The organism is bacterium (genome assembly GCA_016702305.1).
In the GTDB taxonomy this organism is placed as follows: Bacteria; Electryoneota; RPQS01; order RPQS01; family RPQS01; genus JABWCQ01.
This window is the reverse complement of the sequence record JADJEH010000017.1, coordinates 422253-441253: the sequence shown is the minus strand read 5'-3', so window position 1 is coordinate 441253 and position 19001 is coordinate 422253. Positions and strand designations below refer to the sequence as shown.

Here is a 19001-nt window from a genome sequence, read left to right as displayed (position 1 = left end):
ATGATCTAATTCAAATGTCATTTTAGCAGCACTAACTTGCGCGATATCGTGGTGCCCGCGCCGTCCACGCGCAAATAGTAGATTCCCGACGCGAAGGCTGCGCCGTCAAACGTCAGCGTGTATTGACCAGCCTCGCGCGTTCCGTCGAACAGCGTCGCAACCGTCTGTCCCAGTTCGTTTGTCACTCGCGCCGTAACCTGCGTGCGCACCGGCACCGCAATGGAAATCTGCGTCTGTGGATTAAACGGATTGGGATAGGCTTCACTCACCGCAAAGGCCCGGGGTATTTCCTCGGTCGCCGGGGTACCGTCGTCAATTGTGAAATCCTGCGCGCTTTCAACAAACGTACCCAGCGGATCGAGCGCCGTCGCCAAACGAATGCGCGCCGTTGTTGTCGCCGCTCCGCGCGGCGTCCACACAAAACTGCCGTCATTCTCTGTCGTCGGCGCCAGCAGCTCCCAATTCCCATTGGGGTAGCTGCGGTTTAGCAGGATACGGAACGTTCCGACAAATTCTGCCGCCGACCACATGATGTCATAAGGCTGCTCCAGCTGCACCGTCTCCCCGCCGTTCGGCGCCTGAATCGTCATCATCGGCGCCCGCATCACAAAGTCACCGTCGCTTTCATCGCTCAGCCACTCCTGCTCGATGCTGGTGATCTTAATGCGGCAGTTTTCCCCACCCGGCTGCATCACGCGCCAAACGTAGTATTGCGGATGCGTCACATTGTCCGCCAGCATCTCCCACTGTCCGTTCGGGAAGTTGCGGTTGATCTCAATCGTCAAAAATCCGTCCGTCAACGTGCGCTCGAACCAAATCATGTCATTCGTACCGGTGAATACCGTCTCGCCGCCGTTCGGCGACAGCACCACTACGCCGGGGTTGGCAATGCGCGAATCCGCGTTCGAAGTATCGGATAGACTGCCGTCGGTTGTATGCACAATTCTGAACCGCGCGTGGTCCGTTACCGGCCCCGTGACGATCCACGGATGCGCCCCGTCATTGTCAATATTCGCCGCTATCGTCTCCCAGTTACCGCCCGGATAGCCGCGATTCACCGCCAGCGTAACATCTCCGCCCACGGCGATCCCCGACCAGCGAATCGTAACACTGCCGCCCGTCGCCAATGTTTCCGTTCCATTGGGGTAGAGCATCGCCAGCGTCGCCGCGCTCGTCGGAATCTCCCACATCCCGCGCCCGTGCGTGGCCACACGCAGCGCACCGGTTTGCGGCTGAATGTCCATATCATCCACACGCACAACCGGCAACCCTTCGCCCAGGATCGCCCACGTCTGGCCCGCGTCAGTCGTGTAGTACACGCCCAAATCGCCGCCGACATAAAGCGTCGTCGGATTGTTCAAGTCCACAGCCAGATCCTGGACCGGAGCGTTGGGCAAATTGCCCGTGATGTTCGTCCATTGCCCCCCGGCCGTCGTGGATCGCCACACCTGCCCGCCGTTAAATCCCGACTTCGTGACATAAACCGTATTCGGATCGAACGGATCGGGAATAACGTGCGTGATATAGCTGCCGTTCATATTCCCCGAGACGTTTACCCAATTGCCGTCCGCCGCATCGTAGCGATAGACGCTGCTGCCGCTCCCCAGGTACAACCGTCCCGGCACAGCCGGTGATGCCGCCAGCACCTGGTTGGAGTTGCCCACCGGTCCGATATTCACCCAACTGCTGTTGCGGCCTTGATTCGTGGACATCCACACGCTCGCGCCCGAGCTGTTGGTTGTGGTGTAAATCGTGTTCGGCGCGAACGGATCCTGTACGATCGGCGTCACCCACGGTCCGCCGCCGATGATGCCCGGATTGATTTCCGCAAAATTGCTGCCGCCGTCGTCCGTGCGATAGCGATTGCCGTTTTGATACTCCACGTAGAACGTGTTGTTATTCGTGTAGTCAATCACGCAATAGCCGCCGTCGCCGCCAAACTCGGATTCCCAGTCGCCCGATCCGCTGTAGCGCGTCGTGCCGTTATCCTGCGTGCCGCCCAGCGCGAACACCGTGTCGAGCGTCGCATTCCCCATGGCGTAGAACTGGAACGTGTTGTAACCGAGGTTTTTCTCGTTCCAAGTCTGACCGTTGTCATACGATACGAAGATGCCGCCGTCGCTGACATCCCACAGCTCGTCCGAATTCTCCGGGTGAAAGATCAATTCGTGATGGTCCGCGTGTGCAAACGACGGTTCGCCGTAAGCGTGCCACCACCACGAGCGCTGTGACCACGACTCGCCGCCGTTCACCGTGCGATAGATATCCAGACCCGCGTTGAACACCGTCAGCGGGTCATCGGGATCCACGGCCAGCGCCATGTCGTACCAGCCTTGCGAGGCGTAGTGACTCGTCTCGCCGTCCTGCGACATGCGCTCCCACGTCTGTCCGTTGTCCGCCGAGCGATAAACGCCGATCATTTCCGAGCCGTTAAAATCGAAGTCGCCCGATATACCCGCGTACACGACCAGCGAATTCGACGGCGCAAAACTAAGCACGATGCGGCCAATAATCGTCGGATTGGGCAGACCGGTATTTGCATTCACCCACGTCGCACCGTTATCCGTCGAGCGGTAGACGCCGTTCACTCCCGACCCGTACGGGTAACCCGCTGCGCACAAAAGCACATCCGGGTCTTGCGGATCGCGTTTAACTTCGTTGATGTTGCCTGCACGCACCAGCGTAAAACTGTCCCCGCCGTTCGTCGAGCGATACAGGCCTTCGCCCGTCGAGGCCAGCACGATATTCGCGTCGCGCGGGTCAACGTTGACGCGCAAAATGCACGTGCCGCTGCTGTAGTTGTAGTTCATGGAGGTCAGCGCCCACGTCACGCCGCCGTCAATGGACTTGAACAGACCGACTCCGCCGATAGCGTCGCCGTTGAAGTAGCCTTCGCCCGTGCCCATGTACATGATGTTGGGATTGGACGCCGCAATATCCAGGCAGCCGACCGCCAGGTTCGGCAGCATGTCCGTAATCGGATACCAGTAATCGCCGCCGTCGTCGCTGCGAAACAGGCCGCCGCCGACCGACCCGGCGAACATGATCTCGGGATTGTTGGGATGAAATCTCAGCACACGTGTGCGGCCGCCGTGATTAAACGGCCCGAGCGCGGCCCACGGCTCGTCGAGTGTCACGCGCGGCATGCGCCCCATCTGTTGAAATGCTTCCCAGCGCGCACCGGCGGGAATCGTCGAATCGGGATAGGCGCGCTGTTCCACATCATACAAGTAGCGCATGTACGGCTTATAGCCATGCGCGCGCGGCCACTCGTCCCGCGAACTGTAATATTGCCGGAACGGCTCAAGCTGGTCGAACACATTGATTGGCGGCCGCTGTTGCGCGAACAGCGACGAGGCAAGCAGAAGCAGTGCGAGGAATGCGTACATGGGTCTATGGCTATTGATTGTGATCTATTTCAGCAGCAGCACTTTGCCGTGCGCTGTGTAGTTCCAGGTCAATTGTCTGAAAATCCAAAAACAGACGAGTATTTCATCAAACGTTGTCCAGACATGTTGTCACGAATTGCCACATCGGGGTGCTTGTCATTATGGAGCCGGGCCATGTACTCGGCGAAGAGGACTGCCGCCATTTGCTTTTAGTCGTATGCCAACATGCTCCAGATATTGGTGTCAACGAACGCTTCTCTGGTCTGACTATCTATCCTCTTCACAAGCCCCGAATTTGATAGCTCTTCTATGGACTTCCCAATTTCTTCAAATGACGGTGTTGACAATTTGCCGTCGGTCTTTGCGTCTTTGGGAAGCAGGGTTGGTTTGAACTTTCGCCTTTGGGGTCGCGTCCTTGTGGCCTGTCGCAACACAGCCAGCAAAGATAATTCCGCATACCAGTACCGCGCCGGCCTTGCAGGCGTTTATTCTTCCGTTGAGCGTCGGCCTGCTCGTTGCGTAATATGTCCCGAGGGCAGTACGGACATGCTGTGACGCTGGCTAAGACTTCTTGTCTGCAATGCGGGTACTTCGTAGGCCCCATGGCTAAAGTTGCGGGCGTACACCTGAACAAGCCCGGGCAATACTTCTCGATGCCTGGCGATGTAATCGTCTGTGTCCACAGCGTGTCAAGGTTCTCCTGCCCCAGCGCATCCACCGCACCACATAACACCAGAATAGGATTAGATATTTCCGTCCCATCGCCCACCTTGCCTTTCTCCACAGATTTCGGCAAATTCGAGCAGTTGCAACAACTTAAGATACGGATTTCACACACCGTGAGCAACGCGCCGACCACCTTGTGTGTCTTGCTCACAAAGGCTCAAACTCCCCCCTGCTTCGATTGCAAACCATGTACCTACCAATAAAAACAATGGTTTGCAGGAGAAAATCCGCGCAAACCCTGCGCCGGGCCGCATAGCATGCAGAGCCTGACCACGCGGCCTATCCTATTAGATGGCGCGCTCGGCACGGAGCTCGAGTGCCGTGGCCTCGATCTGCCGCTCCCACTTTGGACCGCGCAAGCGGTCGAAGAGCACCCCGATCTCGTCCGCGCCATCCACCAGAGCTACATTAGAGCTGGCGCTCACGTCATCACCGCCGCGACCTTCCGCACCACACGCTGGACCCTCTCCAAGGTCAATCGCGCCGATGAAGCCGAACACCTAACAAAGCAAGCCGTCGAACTCGCCCGCTCCGCCGTCCCCAACCTAGGCCGTGCCTCTGGCGCGGCGGGGCCAGGGGGGGTAAACTCCCAAGCGCGGTCAACTCAACTTAGCGAAGACGCGCCAGCGGCAATGGGTCCAGCGCCTGCGCTGGTGGCAGGATCGCTCGCCCCGCTCGAAGACTGCTTCCACCCTGAACTTGCGCCCGGTGACTTAGTCCTGCAAGCCGAGCACCGTCACAACGCACAGTCGCTGGCCAACGCGGGCGTGGATATTATCTTGGTCGAGACGCACAATTCCCTGCGCGAAGCCCGCATCGCCACGCACTTCGCGCGCGCTACAGGAATTCCGGTTTGGACATCGTTCATTTTGAAGTCACCGACCGAGCTGTTGAATGGCGATTCACTCGAAGAAGCCGCGCGCACGGTGGTCAAGTTCGGCGCGGGCGCCGTGCTGATCAATTGCACGCCGCTGCACATCGCCGCGCAAGCCGTGATGAACATGAGTATGCACGTGCCGCAAGGCATATTGCTTGGCGTCTATCCGAACGCACATGACGAGACGTTGTCACCCGCCGAATTCGCCGAATGGGCCATTAAAGTCTCCGCCATCGCTGATATTCTCGGCGGCTGTTGCGGCATCGGTCCCGAACACCTCGCCGCGCTGAAATCCCGCCTCCTATCTTGATCACAGCCTTGGGTCACGCCTCTGGCGTGACGCTCTTCGCCGCAACATGTTGAGGTCCCGCAGACCCAACCATGTAGGACCACCCATGCTTCGCCCCTGCCTGCTCTGTCTCATGCTGACTGCCGCAGCTTTCTCGGCCGACCTTCGCACCTACGAAGGTGGCTGGAGCGGCACCATCGCTTCACCCACGCCATTCCGATTCAATGTGTCGCTGTCTCTGTCGAACGACACGGCCACGCTGCTCTCGCTCTCGAATGGCACAACGCAGTGGCTTGCCGAGCTAAAACCTCAGAACGGATGTGATCACGCCGACTTTGGCGGCGTCACGTTTGACGGGCTGCGGGACTCGCTCGGTATGCGCGGCTTTATCCAGTCCGGTGTGCACCAATACCACATCGCGTTCACACGCAGCGACGCGTCGGCCTTCACAGGCTACTGGTCTCCGTTCATGCTCCCCGAGATGGACAACCGCGTCCTGCTCAGTATAGAGAATTGCACCGCCGACAGCTACGAAGCCTACCTGATCCTCGGCGACAGCCGCGCACCGCGCCTCATGTGCGGAAATTTTTCCGCGAACGGTGACACGCTGCTCTTTGGCGACTTTCGCACCGGATTACAGTTTGCTGCACTTCTGCGCGCCGACGAGATCGTGCTCATGCCGCAACTGGCAGGAAGACTGGTTGCACAAATTCCGCTGCGGCGTGCAACTGAATCCTGGGCCCCGCGCGCTGAACCAAGCAAATCGTCCGATGCCGACGAGTGGACACAGATTTCAGCAAGCTCGGCCGGATTTGATGAGCGTGCGCTATCCCGGCTTGCCGACAGCGTTGCCGCCGGAATTGTAACGGCCACGCACAGCGTGCTGATTGCGCGTCACGGCAAATTAGCCTACGAGCAGTACTTTGCGGGTTACGACGCGGTCACACCGCACGACCTGCGCTCGGCGCAAAAGACCTTCACCGGCGCGGCCATCGGCAGCGCGATCGAGCGCGGACTGCTCAAGAGTCTTGACACGCCCATCTACGACTATCTGCCCGCCGCGTTGCTCGACACGCGCGCAACCGACGAGCGCAAAGCGCGCATCACCGTGGGCCATCTGCTGACCATGAGCTCCGGACTCGATGCTGTGGATTTCGGCGCCGACCACGAATCCGCGGCCTCGGAAGATGCCTATCAGCAAACACCCGACTGGCCACGCACGATTCTTAGCGCCCCGCTGATCAACGAACCCGGCGCTGTTGCCAATTACGGATCCGCCAACGCCTGTCTGGCCGGTGCGATACTCGCAAGCGTATCGCCGCTGCCACCGCAGCTCTTCTTGGACGAAACGCTCTTTCTGCCGCTCGGCATCACCGATTACATTTTGCAAACCGACTTCTCCGGACAGACCTACGGCGCAGGCGGCATGTTCATGCGCCCCCGCGACATGCTCAAGATCGGTCAACTCTATTTGAATGGCGGCGAGTGGCAAGGTCGGCGCGTGCTCCCGTCCGCGTGGGTCGCGGATTCCTGGCGCCGCCACACCACCCTCGCCAATACCGAGCAGCACAACGGCTATGGTTACTTCTGGTGGGAGCGCCAATATGACTGGAGCGGCAAGTCGTTCATTGCGCATGAAGCGCGCGGCGCAGGTGGACAATATATCTCCGTGATCCCGGAACTTGATTTGGTCATCGTCGTCACCTCGGGCAACTTCCGCAATGGCCGCTTCTGGCAGCCCGAAGCCATCATCGAGCAATACATTCTTCCCGCGGTCGTTCGACATTAAGTAACGTGATTCTGCTCATTAAATAGAAAGTGTCCCACCCATGAAAACCATTGCCCTGTTTGTTATTGCGGCCTCTGTCTTCACGCGTGCCTGCCAGGGCCCCGAAAGCGGCGGCTCCAAGAGTGCGCCCGAAGGTTTTGGCACCGCGCAGAAAAGCGATCTTGTTATCGAAGCGCAGCAATCTTCGCTGCAAGTTGAGTGGGGCACGACCGCCGAAGTGCCCATCAACGTCTCGTGGAAGAATGGACAAGAGTACGCCATACAGCTCGCACCCGCAGCCGACACTCCTGAGTGGCTCAATGTCGCCATCAAACCTGCCATCGTGGACCCGCCGGGCAGAGTCGTGGTCTCAATCACGCCTGATCTTGGCAAAGCTCGCCGCGGCACACACAGTTTCACGCTGCTGGCTTCGGCCTTTGGAATGAAGACTCCCGCCGAGTTGCAAATCGAAGTCGAAGTCGTGCGCCAAACCGGATCGTTCGAAGTGCTGCAGACGCTGGGTAACTCCGTCGAGTGCCGCAACATCTGCGCGAAGGTTGCCAACGGTCGCATCGCGTTCTACGATCTACTGAAGGAAAAAGGTCAAGAGTGCGACGACAATTCCAATCTGCCCGAGAATCAGCGCATCGGCCTGAAGCAATACTCGCTCTCCGCGAAAGGTTACGGATTTGGCCGATCCTGCACCGTCGCGGGCATCTGGGAGAACACCGGCACACTTACGCTCGTCAACGCCGGCTTCTTTGACGGCACGATTCCGCGCGGCGACATGTTCATGCAGATTCGCGGCGCCGAGCGCGTCTGGCTGTCACCCGACAACACGCTCGCCATTGCGCAAAGCGGCTCATCCTTCACACCGTACGATGTGATCACGGGAAATCAGATCGGCGAAACCTGCCGCTCCTCGGGCGATGTCACCGGCCTGCGCTACGAAGCCAACATCCTCACCGTCTTCTCGGCCAACAATTGCGAGTGGGACATCCGGTAGTTCTCGGCTTCCCCTCGCCTTGCTTTCGACAAACCTAAGCCGCGTCACTGGCGCGGCGACACACAACAAAAAGCCGAGGTTGATCACCTCGGCTTTTCCATGTTCGCGGCAGCGGCAACGGGTCCAGCGCCTGCGCTGGCTATTTTACCAGCACCAACTTCGTCACGGCGCTCAACCCCGCATCCGTTTCGAGTTTTGCAAAATACAGCCCGCTGGTTTGCGCGCTCGCGTCCCACATCAGCGCATGAGCGCCTGCACTTATCGGCCGATCAAGCAGTGTCTCGACCGCCTGACCCAGCAGATTGTAAATCGTCAACGTCACATGCGAGTTGCGCGGCAGCGTAAACGCCAATTGTGAACTTGGATTAAACGGATTGGGATAGGCCGCGAGTTCTATTGCGTCCGGCAGCACCGCGCTACGTTCGTCGTCTACCCCCAAGGACACTTCCGACAGCACCTGCCCGTAAACATTATTGAAAATATCTCCCACCGCCCCTGCGCCGCAGCAGCGCCCCGGATTGCTCGAGCGCAGGTCTTTCCACACCGCCAGCGCGCTGCCGCTTACCCACGGCATCAGCACCGGTTCCTGCTGGTAGGTCGGCACATCGCAAATCGGGTAGCCTTCCGCGGGCCAAGTAAATCCGCCGATTGTCGCATACTCGCCGTTGCCTGCGATATGCGTGCCGTAGAGGTCTATCTCCGAATAGAGGTCGCTGTTTCGCAGGTCTTCCCACACCAGCCACGCGCCGCCCTGTCCGTCATGCGTGAGCGCCAGCGCAGATTGATCACCGTTGTGCGAAGCGGCGCGCCGTTCGACATTCGACCAAAGTGCATTGCCGTTTTGATCAAAGCGCGCAACATAGGCGTGCGCGTGATCACCGGTGCGGAAATCCTCATAGCCCAGCAGGAATCCGCCCAATCCATCCTCCGATAATTTGTGCCGCACCACCGCCGCGCCATCCGGTGAAAGCCGCCGGCCGTCCGCGCCCCACACGTCTTGGCCCTCCGCCGTGACCAGCACACCGTGTACGTGATACAACGCCGAGTTTGCGCTGTGCGGCACCTCGTACGTCAACAAAGCGTGATTTTCGACCCGTAGCAACTGCGAGTTCCGTTCACGTGAGTTCGCCGGGCCGTACGTGCGCCCCGCATCCGTCCATCCGTCGCCGAAACTACCGTCGCGCTCGATGTGATAGAGCACCGCCTGCGTGTCCGTCCACGGCCCCGTAATTCCCGACAGAAACACTCCGTCATTTCCGTCGCTCACCGCGCCGCTCAAGATCACGTCGTTGCCCGCTTCACCGGGAAACTCGTGATACTCGGGCTGCCAAGTGAACGCGCCGTTCGTGTTGATGTGCGCGACGCAGGGCCGCGCCACAAAGGCTTCGTTGAACCGCGCGAACACCACAAAGACGCCGCCCGCTCCGTCGGGAATCAAGTACGTCTGTCCATGATACCCGTGCTGCGTGTACACCGTCGCCGGAGCATCCCACAGAAAGGCTCCGCTGGCATCAATATGTTGGATGTTCAGCATGTTGGCCACGCCGACCGAATCCGCGATCCACGAGATGAATGCGCCGCCGGCGCCGTCACCGCTCGCCGCCGGTGGATCATAGATCGAAACTTCAGTGTGTGAAGTCAGCTTCCGTCCGTTGGGTTCCAACAGCGCGTTCCCGCTGCGATCCAGAATTTGAAAGTACACGTCGCGATTCAGGTCCGACCGGCTGTCGCTCCAAATCACCACGAACCGATCGTCGCCCATCACTGCCGACCGCGGATCGTAGGTGTCATACGTCAAACCGCCGCTGACAAATTCCGCCTGCGCCAATTGTCCGGCGCTATTCAGTTCGCCGACGAACAAACTCTCCGGCTGCATGATCGAACGCCCCGATACAACGACCAGCCGCGCCGCCGCGTTAGCAGGCTTCTCAACCTCCGCGCGCAGCTTCTTACCCTCGCGTTCCCACACGACATTGCCCGCTTCGCCCCACAGCTTCTGACCGTTGTTGGCCAGCTTCTGGGTGTGTGTCACATAGTGCGTAAAATTCTCGATCTCCGTCCACACGATCACCAACTCATCACCCTCCCAATACCAATCCACCGGCGTCGTACGCAGCGCCGCCGTGCCGAATTCAATCGGCCCCCACAGGAGCGCTCCGTCGCGGCTGAAGCGATAGAGTGCGAGTCCCGCTTCATCGGGATCAAATTCAAAGTCCGCCAACGCCACAACGACTCCGCCGTCCGGCGCTTCGGTCATTGCGCGAATCGCCTGCACCTGCGGTCCCTCCGCAACAAGCACACCCGCCGCCGACCAGCCCGGCAGCGGCTGCCGATTTGTATCCAGCAGCGTCAGGCGCGCATCGCCATAGTTGTCGCCGCCCCGCGCCGCCCACGACAGCGCCAGTCCGTTTTCAATGGCGATCAACCGGTGCGTACCGAAGTCGGCATACTCGGCCACCGCTTCTTCGTTTGGAAAACCTAACGCACCGTCGGTGGAAATTTTCTGGATGACCAAGTCGTTGGTAACGCTGTTCATGCTGTTCAGAACGTACGCGTCATCGCCCACGCACGATACGTCAAGCGCCTGATTGTACTCCACCGATCGGTCCAGCAGTTGAATCCCGTCGGGTGGCCCGACGCGCTGACCATCCGGTGTGAGCACCTGCGCAAAACTATTCAGGCGCGTCTCAGCGCCCACGGTCAAGCGGTCGTCTGTGAACGCGATAAATGCGAAGCCGTTTGCATTTATGGCGAGCTTTGCGTCAAACTGATCGCGCTCCTGCTGCACCACAACCACGCCACTCTGCGGTGACCACAGCGCATTGCCGCTGGCATCATAGCGCTGCGCCACCAGATCGCGGAAGCGCCCGACTGAATAGTCTTCCCACACCACCAGCACGCTCCCATCCGCGTAGGCCGCTGCCACGGGCGCGCGCTGTTCGCTGCTGCTGCCCGCTACGAGCGTCCCGTCCTGGCCCCACACGTGTTCGCCATTTGCAGCGATGCGCGTCCCCCACACGTCGCGCGTACCATCCCGCAAGCAATCATAGTAGAACAGCGCCACGTCGTTACCCGCCGCCACTGCGGCGCCGCTCCAACCGAGATGCGCCCCCTGACGAATTGCCATCCCGTCTTGGGGCCAATAGAACTGTGCCCAAACCAACACAGGTAAGAGCAGGATTCCACTGGAGATAGTCAGTTTTCGCAGCATACAACATTCCTCATTTCGATGGCCCGGCGCGAGCAATAGTCCACATTAAACAACAATCCACCACATCCCGTTCCGCTCCCCCTTCCTCTGTTCAAGAGGAATGTGGTCATGGGATGGGGGTCCGCCTTCCGTCACTGCGTCACTTCGCCCCTACCCGAGGGGGGTGGCACACGTCAAGCCGGCGACCAACCGCACGTCGAGGCCCACCATACCCCCACGGCCACCAACCCGACCAGCGCGAGATAATACACCCGCCGCGCCGCGCCATATTTCGCCGCTAACTCCGGCTGCGTTGCGCGCCGTTTTTCCCAGCGCCACCACCAATATTCTAACGCCGCCCACGCGCCGATCAGCGCAATCGTTACGATAGTTCTCATGACCATGTTTCTGACTTCATTACCCGCTCGTCATCACCACCCAGATCACCAACAGCATCATCACGAACATGAACAAATAGCGCCACGCCTTCGCCGCGCCATATTGCCGCACGATTTCGTCTTTGAAATCCTCGCCCGGCGACCAGCGGCGCCCGAACCAATACCACAGCTCGAACACGACCCACAACAAGAACGCGCCGCCAAAGACTAAATACGTGCCAAGTTCAGGATCATCCATCGGCCGACCCCGTTTCTAATTGCTTCTTTTCCCCTACGGCACCAGCCACCAGATCAGTGACACGATGCCGAGATAGAAAAACACCCGCACGATCATCCCGGGTATTGATCCGCTATCCGTGGACCAAAACCCCAGCAGAAAATCGCCAATCTTGTCCGTCACGACCCACAAGATCAACAGCCCGGCGATCTTCAGGAACATCACCCAGCCTTCCGGCATCGCTCCGCCTCGAGCTCTCTAATCTCTCATTTCACAAACGCCGCTTTCTGCACAAGCACATTCCCCGCCGCTTCCAACCGCAGCAGATAGATTCCCGCCGCGCACTCGTCGCAGTTCCATTGCAGCGTGTGTTCGCCCGCGCTCTGCGCCGCGTCCACCAACACGCTCACCTCGCGACCCAGCACATCATACACCCGCAGCGACACCAAGCTCGCGCGTGCCAACGTGTACGATACATTCACCGCGCCGTTAAACGGATTCGGATAGAGCGGCGCAAACGAAAATTCGTCCGGCAGCGGTGCGTCACCGGCGGCGTCAGGCCAAATTCCAAATCCTTCGAGCGAAATCGTGTCCGGGCTCGACGCTGCGTTGCTGAACACCACGGCATAGCCCTCGTACATCCGCTCATCCGTCGGTGCGAACCGCACGCCGGTTGTCATGAACGCGCCGGGGGCAAGATTGACAACGATCCAGCCCGGCGGCCCGTTGAAGACCTCGCCGAATACCTCAAAGTCAAACAGCGTCAGCACGCTGTCGCCGACATTTTCCAACCGCACCGCCATCACACTGTCCGCGCCGACACGCACCGAATCAAATCGCATATCGGTGGGATCAATCAGCAGCTCCGGCGTAAAGACCGTATCCGGCACCGCCACGCCCCGCATGACCACCGAATCCGGCGACGTCGGCGCATTGGTTTCAACAACCCACCAACCGCTGTATTCGCCCGGCGCGTCCGGCGCAAAGTGGATACTCGTACCCATCCCGCCGCCATTGGGAGACAGCGTGCCGTGCAGTACTCCGCCGCCCGAGAAACCGTCTCCGGCAACAAACCCGCGCTCCAACTCAAGACCAACCTCGCCGAAGTTATGTACCCAGCCGATGATCTCGCCGCCTTCACCAACTACGACGGTGTCAAAATCAATCGTGTCCGGCGAGAGCGTCACCTCCGGCCAATGCTCCGGCGGCGCCAGCGGCAGCGTCGAGCGTTCATAAATCGCGTTGCCCGACATGTCATTGATCAGCAGATGCCCGAAGTTGCCGCCGTCAATCGCCAAGGCGACGTCGCCGTCCGAGTTCCCATACACGGTGCCGACCGTCCAGCCCGTTTCTGCCGTGGCATAGCCGAGCATCCCTGTATAGAAGTTTCCGGAAATCTCCAACCACACACAATGCGGCATGGACAAACTGTTTACAGCCACGCGTCCATCGCCTGCGTTTGTTTCCCCCGATACGCTGGTGCCAAACGCCCACTCCCCTGCGGTATCACGCGTGTGGTAGTAAACCTGTCGCGGTATTCCGAATCCTTCGCTCCCCTGAGACACGCAATGCACGCCGCCGTTGGCGTCCACCGCAACATCTCCCGGATAGCTCTCCGCGTGCGGGACCTGCAGCGTCGTGATAATCCAATTGTCCTCGCCGAGCGCTTCATTTGTCGCATGCTGCGCGGCATAGGCGCCGACAACCACGCCGCGAAAGGTGATATGCCCCTCGCCGTCCGGTCCTACGGCCACGCGCGGCGCGGCGCCCGTGCCGAATGCTCCCAATTCTGCCGCGATATCATTGGTCTCCCAACTTCCGCCGTCAAAGTAGGCATAATTGAGTTGATATTCGTCGCCGTCCTCGTCCACCCACACGACGTACAGGATACCATCAGCGTTGCACGCGATATCCGGCGTCCACGCCGTTTCATCGGCCGCGCTCAGCGCCGTGCGCACCCAGCCCGTCGAGTCGTTGCGTGCTGCAAACCAGATTCGGTTGTTCGCTTCGTACGCCACAACCGGCTGGTCAAGCTGCACATTCCACGCAATCGCTGCGTCGTTGACAGGCGCGGTTGCATTGGAATCGCTGACCCATTCATTCGCCGACCATTGACCCGACCCTACGGAGCGCCAGCGCATATACAGATCGCCACTCACCACCGGCAGTACATACGCATTCCCCGGCGGATCCACCGCCAACCCTTTGCCTCCGCGCGGTCGTCCCGGCGCGGTTTCATTCGGATTGGTCATGTTCCATTGCGCCAACGCATTTGCGGCACAGACCAGCAGCGCCGCCAGCATGAACTTTACAGAGTTGCTCATTAAGTGTTCCTTTCGTTCATGTGACCTTGCACGATTATCTCAAGGCTTCATCTCCACCCGCACTGTATCCAGCGCCGCGTCATTCGTCCACGCTTTCACGTAGGCGGTTTTTTTCGACACGCCGATGCGCCGCTTGATTTCGCTGACTTCAAGGTAGCTCGTGTCGGTTTCGCAGATCTTATGCTGTCCATAGCAATCGAGTTGCAAACACAGCTCGCCCACGTTCACCCGTGTCGTGTCATCTTTAGAAACAGTCGCCCACACCCGCGCCACCGATTTCTGATAGATCCACGCATACTTCGTCTCCACTTCGACGCGTAAATGCGTCGCACTCCGATCCCCACTCGCGTCAGCGGGCGGGCTTGCCGGAGTCTGTGCCGCAAGCGTCGTCGCCATTAACATCGCCAACAGAGCTATCTTCATGGTCCTCCTGTTCATCACTCATCATTTATCATTCCATCACTTCCCGCGCTTCTCCCATTCCGCGACCGCCTCCGGCATCAGCTTTTCAAGCTGCGCAATGCGCCGGTCATCCGTCGGATGCGTGGATAGAAACGCGATCGGCGCGCCGCCGCCTTTATAGTCCTTGAAGCGCTTCCAGAATTTCACGGCTTCACGCGGATCATAACCCGCCCGCGCCATGTACATCAGGCCCAGCCTATCCGCCTCCAATTCCTGCGAGCGCGAATGCGGCAGCGTGCGCGCCAGCGTGGTGCCCGCGCCATACGCCGTCATGGCCAGATCGTGCGTCTCTTTTTTCTTGGTGGACAATGCCACATCCAGGGCGATGCCGCCCAGCCCGATCACCATCTGCTCGCTCATCCGTTCGCCGCCGTGCCGCGCCGTGGCGTGCGCAACCTCGTGCCCCATCACGGCCGCCAGCCCCGCTTCGTTTTTCGTAATCGGCAATATCGCGTTATACACGCCGATCTTCCCGCCCGGCAAACAGAACGCATTCGGCTCGTCGGAGTCAAAGCAGACGTATTCCCACTTCGCGCTCGGCAGACTGACCACGCTCGAAATCTTGCGTCCGACCTTTTCCACCAGCGCCTGTTCGTCGCTGTTGCGCGTGCGCGGCGTGTTCTTCTTAATATCTTCGAAGGCCGAGAACCCCAGCTCCGCCTCTTGCGACGAGTTAAACAGCATCAACGCGCGCCGTCCCGTCTCGGGATTCGTATAGCACGTCACAATGACTGTCAACGCCAGCATGGTCCCGATAATCGCGAATCTCTTGTTCATCCTATATCCCTTTTCCGTTGTCCGTCACGAAAGAAAAATCTCCCTCACCACGCCCTTGCCCACAACTTGTTCAATCCGCGCCAGCAGTTCGGGCTTGGTATGATGTAGCGTTGCCCGCCACACGTCGTGGTCGCACTGCACCATGAGCCGCCCCTTTTCAAACCCCTGGACGTGCGCGTACTTGGCGATCTGCTCCCCCACGATTTCCACCCAATGCTCCTCAATCCGCGCCAGCCGTAGCCCCCGCTGGTACCTCTTGTCCCGCAGCAACGCATCAAGGACCTTATCAATCGGCCGAACTCGTATCATACTATGTTGTTTATTTTGTACTTACTGAAAGACAAGCGGACCTCACCGTGTTATCCTGAAGGCCACCGCGGCCTTCCGCCGCCCGGGGATCAACCTGGGTCAGGCCTCTGGCCTGACGATCGCGATTCCCCACCGGGATCTGGCTTCCGCATTCCACCCCATAGCCACAATTTACGTTTTCTGCCCGGCCTTCTCAAGCACTCCGCCCCCACAAACACACAACCCCCGGCGCCGCACGCCGGGGGTTGTTATTAGCCCGCCAATGTTCTCGAACGAGTCTCTGCCGCTGCGACTCAGCTCAGGCGCACCGGCATGATCAGCATCAGCAGGTCTTCATTTTCTTCCTGTTCGGTCGGCTTGACGATGCCCGCTGACGTGGCCGAGCCTAACTCAAAGCGCACGTCCGGCGTGTCAATCTGCCGCAGCATGTCGGTCACGTAGTTCGCGTTGTAGCCGATGTCCATCGAATCCCCATTGAATTCGCACGGAATCGTCTCAAACCCCTCGTTGCCCTGCTCGATGTCTTCAACCTTGATCTGCAATTCCTGCTTCTCTAACTTCACGCGGATCTGCCGCGAAATCTCGTTGGAGAAAATATTCGCGCGTCGCACCGCCGAAAACAGCGGATCAAGACCGACCGTCAACACCTTGCTGTTTTCGGTCGGAATGACCGCGTCGTAGTTCGGATAACGGCCTTCGATCAATCGTGTAATCAGCGTCGTGTTGCCGGCGCGAAATCCCAGTTGCGAACCCGCGAAACCGATCTCGATGTCGCCTTCCCCTTCGGCGATCCGCGCCACCGCGTTCATCGCCTTCGACGGCACGATCGCGGTCTGCATCTCACCCTTGAATCCATCGGCCTTCGTGCTCATCTTCACAAGCCTGTGACCGTCCGTGGACACCAGTCGGAAATGATCCTGCGACAGCTCCATGAACACTCCGGTCAACTGCGGCCGCAGTTCGTCGCGCGATACGGCGAACGAAACCTTGTTGATCATGCGGCGCAGCTTGTTACGCGGCATCTTGAAAATCTGCGTCTCCGAAAGCTGCGGCACCTGCGGATACACATCCACCGATTCCGCGGAACACTGGTACTTCTTGCCTTCGGTGTCGGTAATCGTGATGCGATGCTCTTTCGATGCCTCAATCGTGACCGTCACGTCCGGCAGCCCGCGCATCAGTTCCAAAACTTGCGCGACGGCAACAGCGTGCGTCCGTCCTTTTGCCCCTGCACTTCAAGCTCGGTCTGCATCGTGACCTCGATATCCGGAACCGGTCAGAACAAGTTTGTTGCCCTTCAGTTCAGCCAGAAAATGCGAGAGCACCGGCATCGGACTCTTTTGCGGAACAACGGTGGACAGCGGAGCGAGTGCTGCTGCCAAACTGCTTTGAGGTGCGGAAAATTTCATGGAAGGGTTCTGAATCTGAATCTGAAGAGAAGAGAAAAAAGAGTAGTTGTAGTAACAGAGCCGGTGAATTCGTGGACAACCGCGCGAACTATCTGTGTTTGTGGTACTCTGTCTCCTGCATAACCGAGTGTACCACTCACCTGACCTATCCGCTCTTTACCCGCCGCGTCTGTTAACTGTGCCCTGATCCCCCGCCGTCCACTCCGCGAGTCAACAACATGCGGACTTACTGACAACAATTCACATACTTGTCCGCATCAACGGACCCAATGAAAGCCGGCGTTCCAAGTCATTTAATGCGGCTACCGTCTTCACATCGTCGTCTTTGCGCAGATCGGCAATCGTGTCACGCGCATGAATCACGGTTGAATGGTCTCGCCCGCCGAAGAATCCGCCAATCGCCTTCAGCGAATGTTCCGTTAATTCCGTCATCAAGTACATCGCCACCATGCGCGCATAGGCGATCTCCTGCTTGCGCGTCTTGCCGCGCAAGGCATCTTGACTGATGCGGAAGTATTCGGATACCGTCGCTTGAATCAATTCCACCGGCGGCCGTCCCGTACGCTTACCGGTTTTTTCTTGAATCACTCGCTGCGCTAATTCAATCGTCGGCGGCACGCGCCCGAACTGACAATGTGCCACAAGCGCCGCGAACGCGCCTTCCAGCTCCCGCACATTGCTGGTGATATGCGTGGACAACAGATCCGCAACATCTAATGGCAGCGGAAATTTCTCAAATTTCGCCCGGTCCTGCAAAATCGCCAGCCGCGTTTCATACGTCGGCGGATTGACGTTGGTCACAAGCCCCGAATCAAACCGGGAGATCAAGCGTTCATCAAATCCCGCAAGTTCATGCACGGGCCGGTCCGACGTCATCACGATTCGCCGTCCGCTCTGATGCAGCGTGTTAAAGGCGTGGAAAAATTCCGTCTGCGTGCGTTCTTTCGTGGCAAAGAACTGAATATCATCCACCAGCAGCAGGTCCACATTGCGGTACTTGTCCGTGAAATCCGAGCCCTGCTGCAAGCGCACAGATTGAATGAAATCCTGCGTGAAGCGTTCCGATGAGACATAGCGCACGCGAATGCCGTCATTCCGGCGCACCGACAACACGCGATTGCCGATGGCCTGCAGAAGGTGCGTCTTGCCCAGGCCCGTGCCGCCATAGATGAGCAGCGGGTTCCACAACGTGGGCCGTGATAAATCTGAAATTGCTAAACAGGCCGCGCGCGCGAAACTGTTGCAATCACCCTCCACGAAATTCTCGAACCGATAGCGCGGATTCAGGTTCGATTCGATGGCCGCCTCGGTCACGCTCACGCCATGTCCGTTGCTGCTCGGGGCTTCAGGTGTCGGGCTCGGCGGTACGAAACGCAGGTTGCGTTGCCGCGGTATCTCGCCGCCGCCTTGCACCCGCACGCGCACGCGCATCGGCTCGCCGGTCGTTTCCTGGGCCACGGCCTCAAGGCCCGTGACGAAGTGTTCTTCTACAAATTCACGGTGGAATTTCGAAGGGGCAAGCAAGGTCAGGACGCGGTCTTCGAGCTTCTCAGGTTTGAGCGTCTCGATCCACGAGCTGAAGGTGGTCTCTGACACAGACGGCGCGACCGCAGACATAATTGCGGTCCACAAATCCGTCGCGGGAGACGTGGCAACTGAAGCCATAGGTGAGATCTATCGAAAACTAAAGAGGTGAGCGGAAGGATTAGCCAGAGCGTTGTGAGACATGCACGTAGCCACATACCTCACGTAACGGGCTCATAATATAACACATCCACAGGGAGTGTCAAGGAGAATAACTCCTCTTTTTCTCGCACTTACAACCGTTAGAGAGTTGTTAATTCGTGCTCTGGTGCCCCC

15 protein-coding genes are annotated in these 19001 nt (G+C 59.0%); 3 read left to right on the top strand and 12 right to left on the bottom strand.

Features of this window, described 5'->3' with window-relative positions:
• Positions 1 to 17: 17 nt before the first annotated feature.
• Entirely contained in the window at positions 18 to 3389 is a 3372-nt protein-coding gene (locus IPH10_13160; protein ID MBK6911855.1) for a T9SS type A sorting domain-containing protein, read from the bottom strand.
• Between the two features lie 983 nt (positions 3390 to 4372).
• Between IPH10_13160 and IPH10_13155 the strand changes: the two genes are divergently transcribed.
• The 3 genes from IPH10_13155 to IPH10_13145 all read left to right on the top strand — a co-directional run bounded on the left by IPH10_13155 (position 4373) and on the right by IPH10_13145 (position 8055).
• Entirely contained in the window at positions 4373 to 5302 is a 930-nt protein-coding gene (locus IPH10_13155; protein MBK6911854.1) for a homocysteine S-methyltransferase family protein, read from the top strand.
• 85 nt (positions 5303 to 5387) lie between these two features.
• Positions 5388 to 7070, top strand: a complete 1683-nt coding sequence (locus IPH10_13150; GenBank protein MBK6911853.1) for a serine hydrolase — start codon at positions 5388 to 5390, stop codon at positions 7068 to 7070.
• 40 nt (positions 7071 to 7110) lie between these two features.
• Entirely contained in the window at positions 7111 to 8055 is a 945-nt protein-coding gene (locus IPH10_13145; GenBank protein MBK6911852.1) for a hypothetical protein, read from the top strand.
• A gap of 139 nt (positions 8056 to 8194) precedes the next feature.
• Here IPH10_13145 and IPH10_13140 read toward each other — a convergent pair whose 3' ends face one another.
• The 11 genes from IPH10_13140 to dnaA form a co-directional block, all read right to left on the bottom strand.
• On the bottom strand, positions 8195 to 11266 hold the full coding sequence (locus tag IPH10_13140) for a T9SS type A sorting domain-containing protein (protein MBK6911851.1): 3072 nt from the start codon (positions 11264 to 11266) through the stop codon (positions 8195 to 8197).
• A gap of 173 nt (positions 11267 to 11439) precedes the next feature.
• A complete protein-coding gene (locus IPH10_13135; protein ID MBK6911850.1) occupies positions 11440 to 11643 on the bottom strand; it encodes a hypothetical protein in 204 nt (67 codons plus the stop codon).
• A gap of 19 nt (positions 11644 to 11662) precedes the next feature.
• Positions 11663 to 11881: a hypothetical protein gene (locus tag IPH10_13130; protein MBK6911849.1), complete on the bottom strand. Its 219-nt coding sequence runs from the start codon at positions 11879 to 11881 to the stop codon at positions 11663 to 11665.
• A 33-nt stretch (positions 11882 to 11914) separates the two neighbouring features.
• A complete protein-coding gene (locus IPH10_13125) occupies positions 11915 to 12100 on the bottom strand; it encodes a hypothetical protein (GenBank protein ID MBK6911848.1) in 186 nt (61 codons plus the stop codon).
• Positions 12101 to 12126: 26 nt separating this feature from the next.
• On the bottom strand, positions 12127 to 14184 hold the full coding sequence (locus IPH10_13120) for a T9SS type A sorting domain-containing protein (GenBank protein MBK6911847.1): 2058 nt from the start codon (positions 14182 to 14184) through the stop codon (positions 12127 to 12129).
• A 39-nt stretch (positions 14185 to 14223) separates the two neighbouring features.
• Complete coding sequence (locus tag IPH10_13115; protein ID MBK6911846.1) at positions 14224 to 14607, bottom strand: hypothetical protein; 384 nt, start codon at positions 14605 to 14607, stop codon at positions 14224 to 14226.
• Positions 14608 to 14643: 36 nt separating this feature from the next.
• Entirely contained in the window at positions 14644 to 15423 is a 780-nt protein-coding gene (locus IPH10_13110) for a M48 family metallopeptidase (protein ID MBK6911845.1), read from the bottom strand.
• A 24-nt stretch (positions 15424 to 15447) separates the two neighbouring features.
• Positions 15448 to 15732, bottom strand: coding sequence for a DUF721 domain-containing protein (locus IPH10_13105; GenBank protein ID MBK6911844.1), 285 nt, complete (start codon positions 15730 to 15732; stop codon positions 15448 to 15450).
• Between the two features lie 293 nt (positions 15733 to 16025).
• Positions 16026 to 16919 (bottom strand): DNA polymerase III subunit beta, encoded by an 894-nt coding sequence (gene dnaN, locus IPH10_13100; protein ID MBK6911843.1) that lies wholly within the window; start codon positions 16917 to 16919, stop codon positions 16026 to 16028.
• A 48-nt stretch (positions 16920 to 16967) separates the two neighbouring features.
• A complete protein-coding gene (locus tag IPH10_13095; GenBank protein ID MBK6911842.1) occupies positions 16968 to 17141 on the bottom strand; it encodes a hypothetical protein in 174 nt (57 codons plus the stop codon).
• A 240-nt stretch (positions 17142 to 17381) separates the two neighbouring features.
• Positions 17382 to 18758 carry a chromosomal replication initiator protein DnaA gene (gene dnaA, locus IPH10_13090; GenBank protein MBK6911841.1) on the bottom strand — a complete coding sequence of 459 codons (1377 nt, stop codon included), beginning with the start codon at positions 18756 to 18758 and terminating at the stop codon, positions 17382 to 17384.
• Between the last annotated feature and the right edge of the window lie 243 nt (positions 18759 to 19001).

What these genes read in the sequence shown, in the direction of transcription:
- IPH10_13160 (MBK6911855.1), bottom strand. Translation starts at nt 3,389, where the DNA reads ATGTACGCATTCCTCGCACTGCTTCTGCTTGCCTCGTCGCTGTTCGCG.
- IPH10_13155 (MBK6911854.1), top strand. Translation starts at nt 4,373, where the DNA reads ATGCAGAGCCTGACCACGCGGCCTATCCTATTAGATGGCGCGCTCGGC.
- IPH10_13150 (MBK6911853.1), top strand. Translation starts at nt 5,388, where the DNA reads ATGCTTCGCCCCTGCCTGCTCTGTCTCATGCTGACTGCCGCAGCTTTC.
- IPH10_13145 (MBK6911852.1), top strand. Translation starts at nt 7,111, where the DNA reads ATGAAAACCATTGCCCTGTTTGTTATTGCGGCCTCTGTCTTCACGCGT.
- IPH10_13140 (MBK6911851.1), bottom strand. Translation starts at nt 11,266, where the DNA reads ATGCTGCGAAAACTGACTATCTCCAGTGGAATCCTGCTCTTACCTGTG.
- IPH10_13135 (MBK6911850.1), bottom strand. Translation starts at nt 11,643, where the DNA reads ATGAGAACTATCGTAACGATTGCGCTGATCGGCGCGTGGGCGGCGTTA.
- IPH10_13130 (MBK6911849.1), bottom strand. Translation starts at nt 11,881, where the DNA reads ATGGATGATCCTGAACTTGGCACGTATTTAGTCTTTGGCGGCGCGTTC.
- IPH10_13125 (MBK6911848.1), bottom strand. Translation starts at nt 12,100, where the DNA reads ATGCCGGAAGGCTGGGTGATGTTCCTGAAGATCGCCGGGCTGTTGATC.
- IPH10_13120 (MBK6911847.1), bottom strand. Translation starts at nt 14,184, where the DNA reads ATGAGCAACTCTGTAAAGTTCATGCTGGCGGCGCTGCTGGTCTGTGCC.
- IPH10_13115 (MBK6911846.1), bottom strand. Translation starts at nt 14,607, where the DNA reads ATGAAGATAGCTCTGTTGGCGATGTTAATGGCGACGACGCTTGCGGCA.
- IPH10_13110 (MBK6911845.1), bottom strand. Translation starts at nt 15,423, where the DNA reads ATGAACAAGAGATTCGCGATTATCGGGACCATGCTGGCGTTGACAGTC.
- IPH10_13105 (MBK6911844.1), bottom strand. Translation starts at nt 15,732, where the DNA reads ATGATACGAGTTCGGCCGATTGATAAGGTCCTTGATGCGTTGCTGCGG.
- IPH10_13095 (MBK6911842.1), bottom strand. Translation starts at nt 17,141, where the DNA reads ATGAAATTTTCCGCACCTCAAAGCAGTTTGGCAGCAGCACTCGCTCCG.
- dnaA (MBK6911841.1), bottom strand. Translation starts at nt 18,758, where the DNA reads ATGTCTGCGGTCGCGCCGTCTGTGTCAGAGACCACCTTCAGCTCGTGG.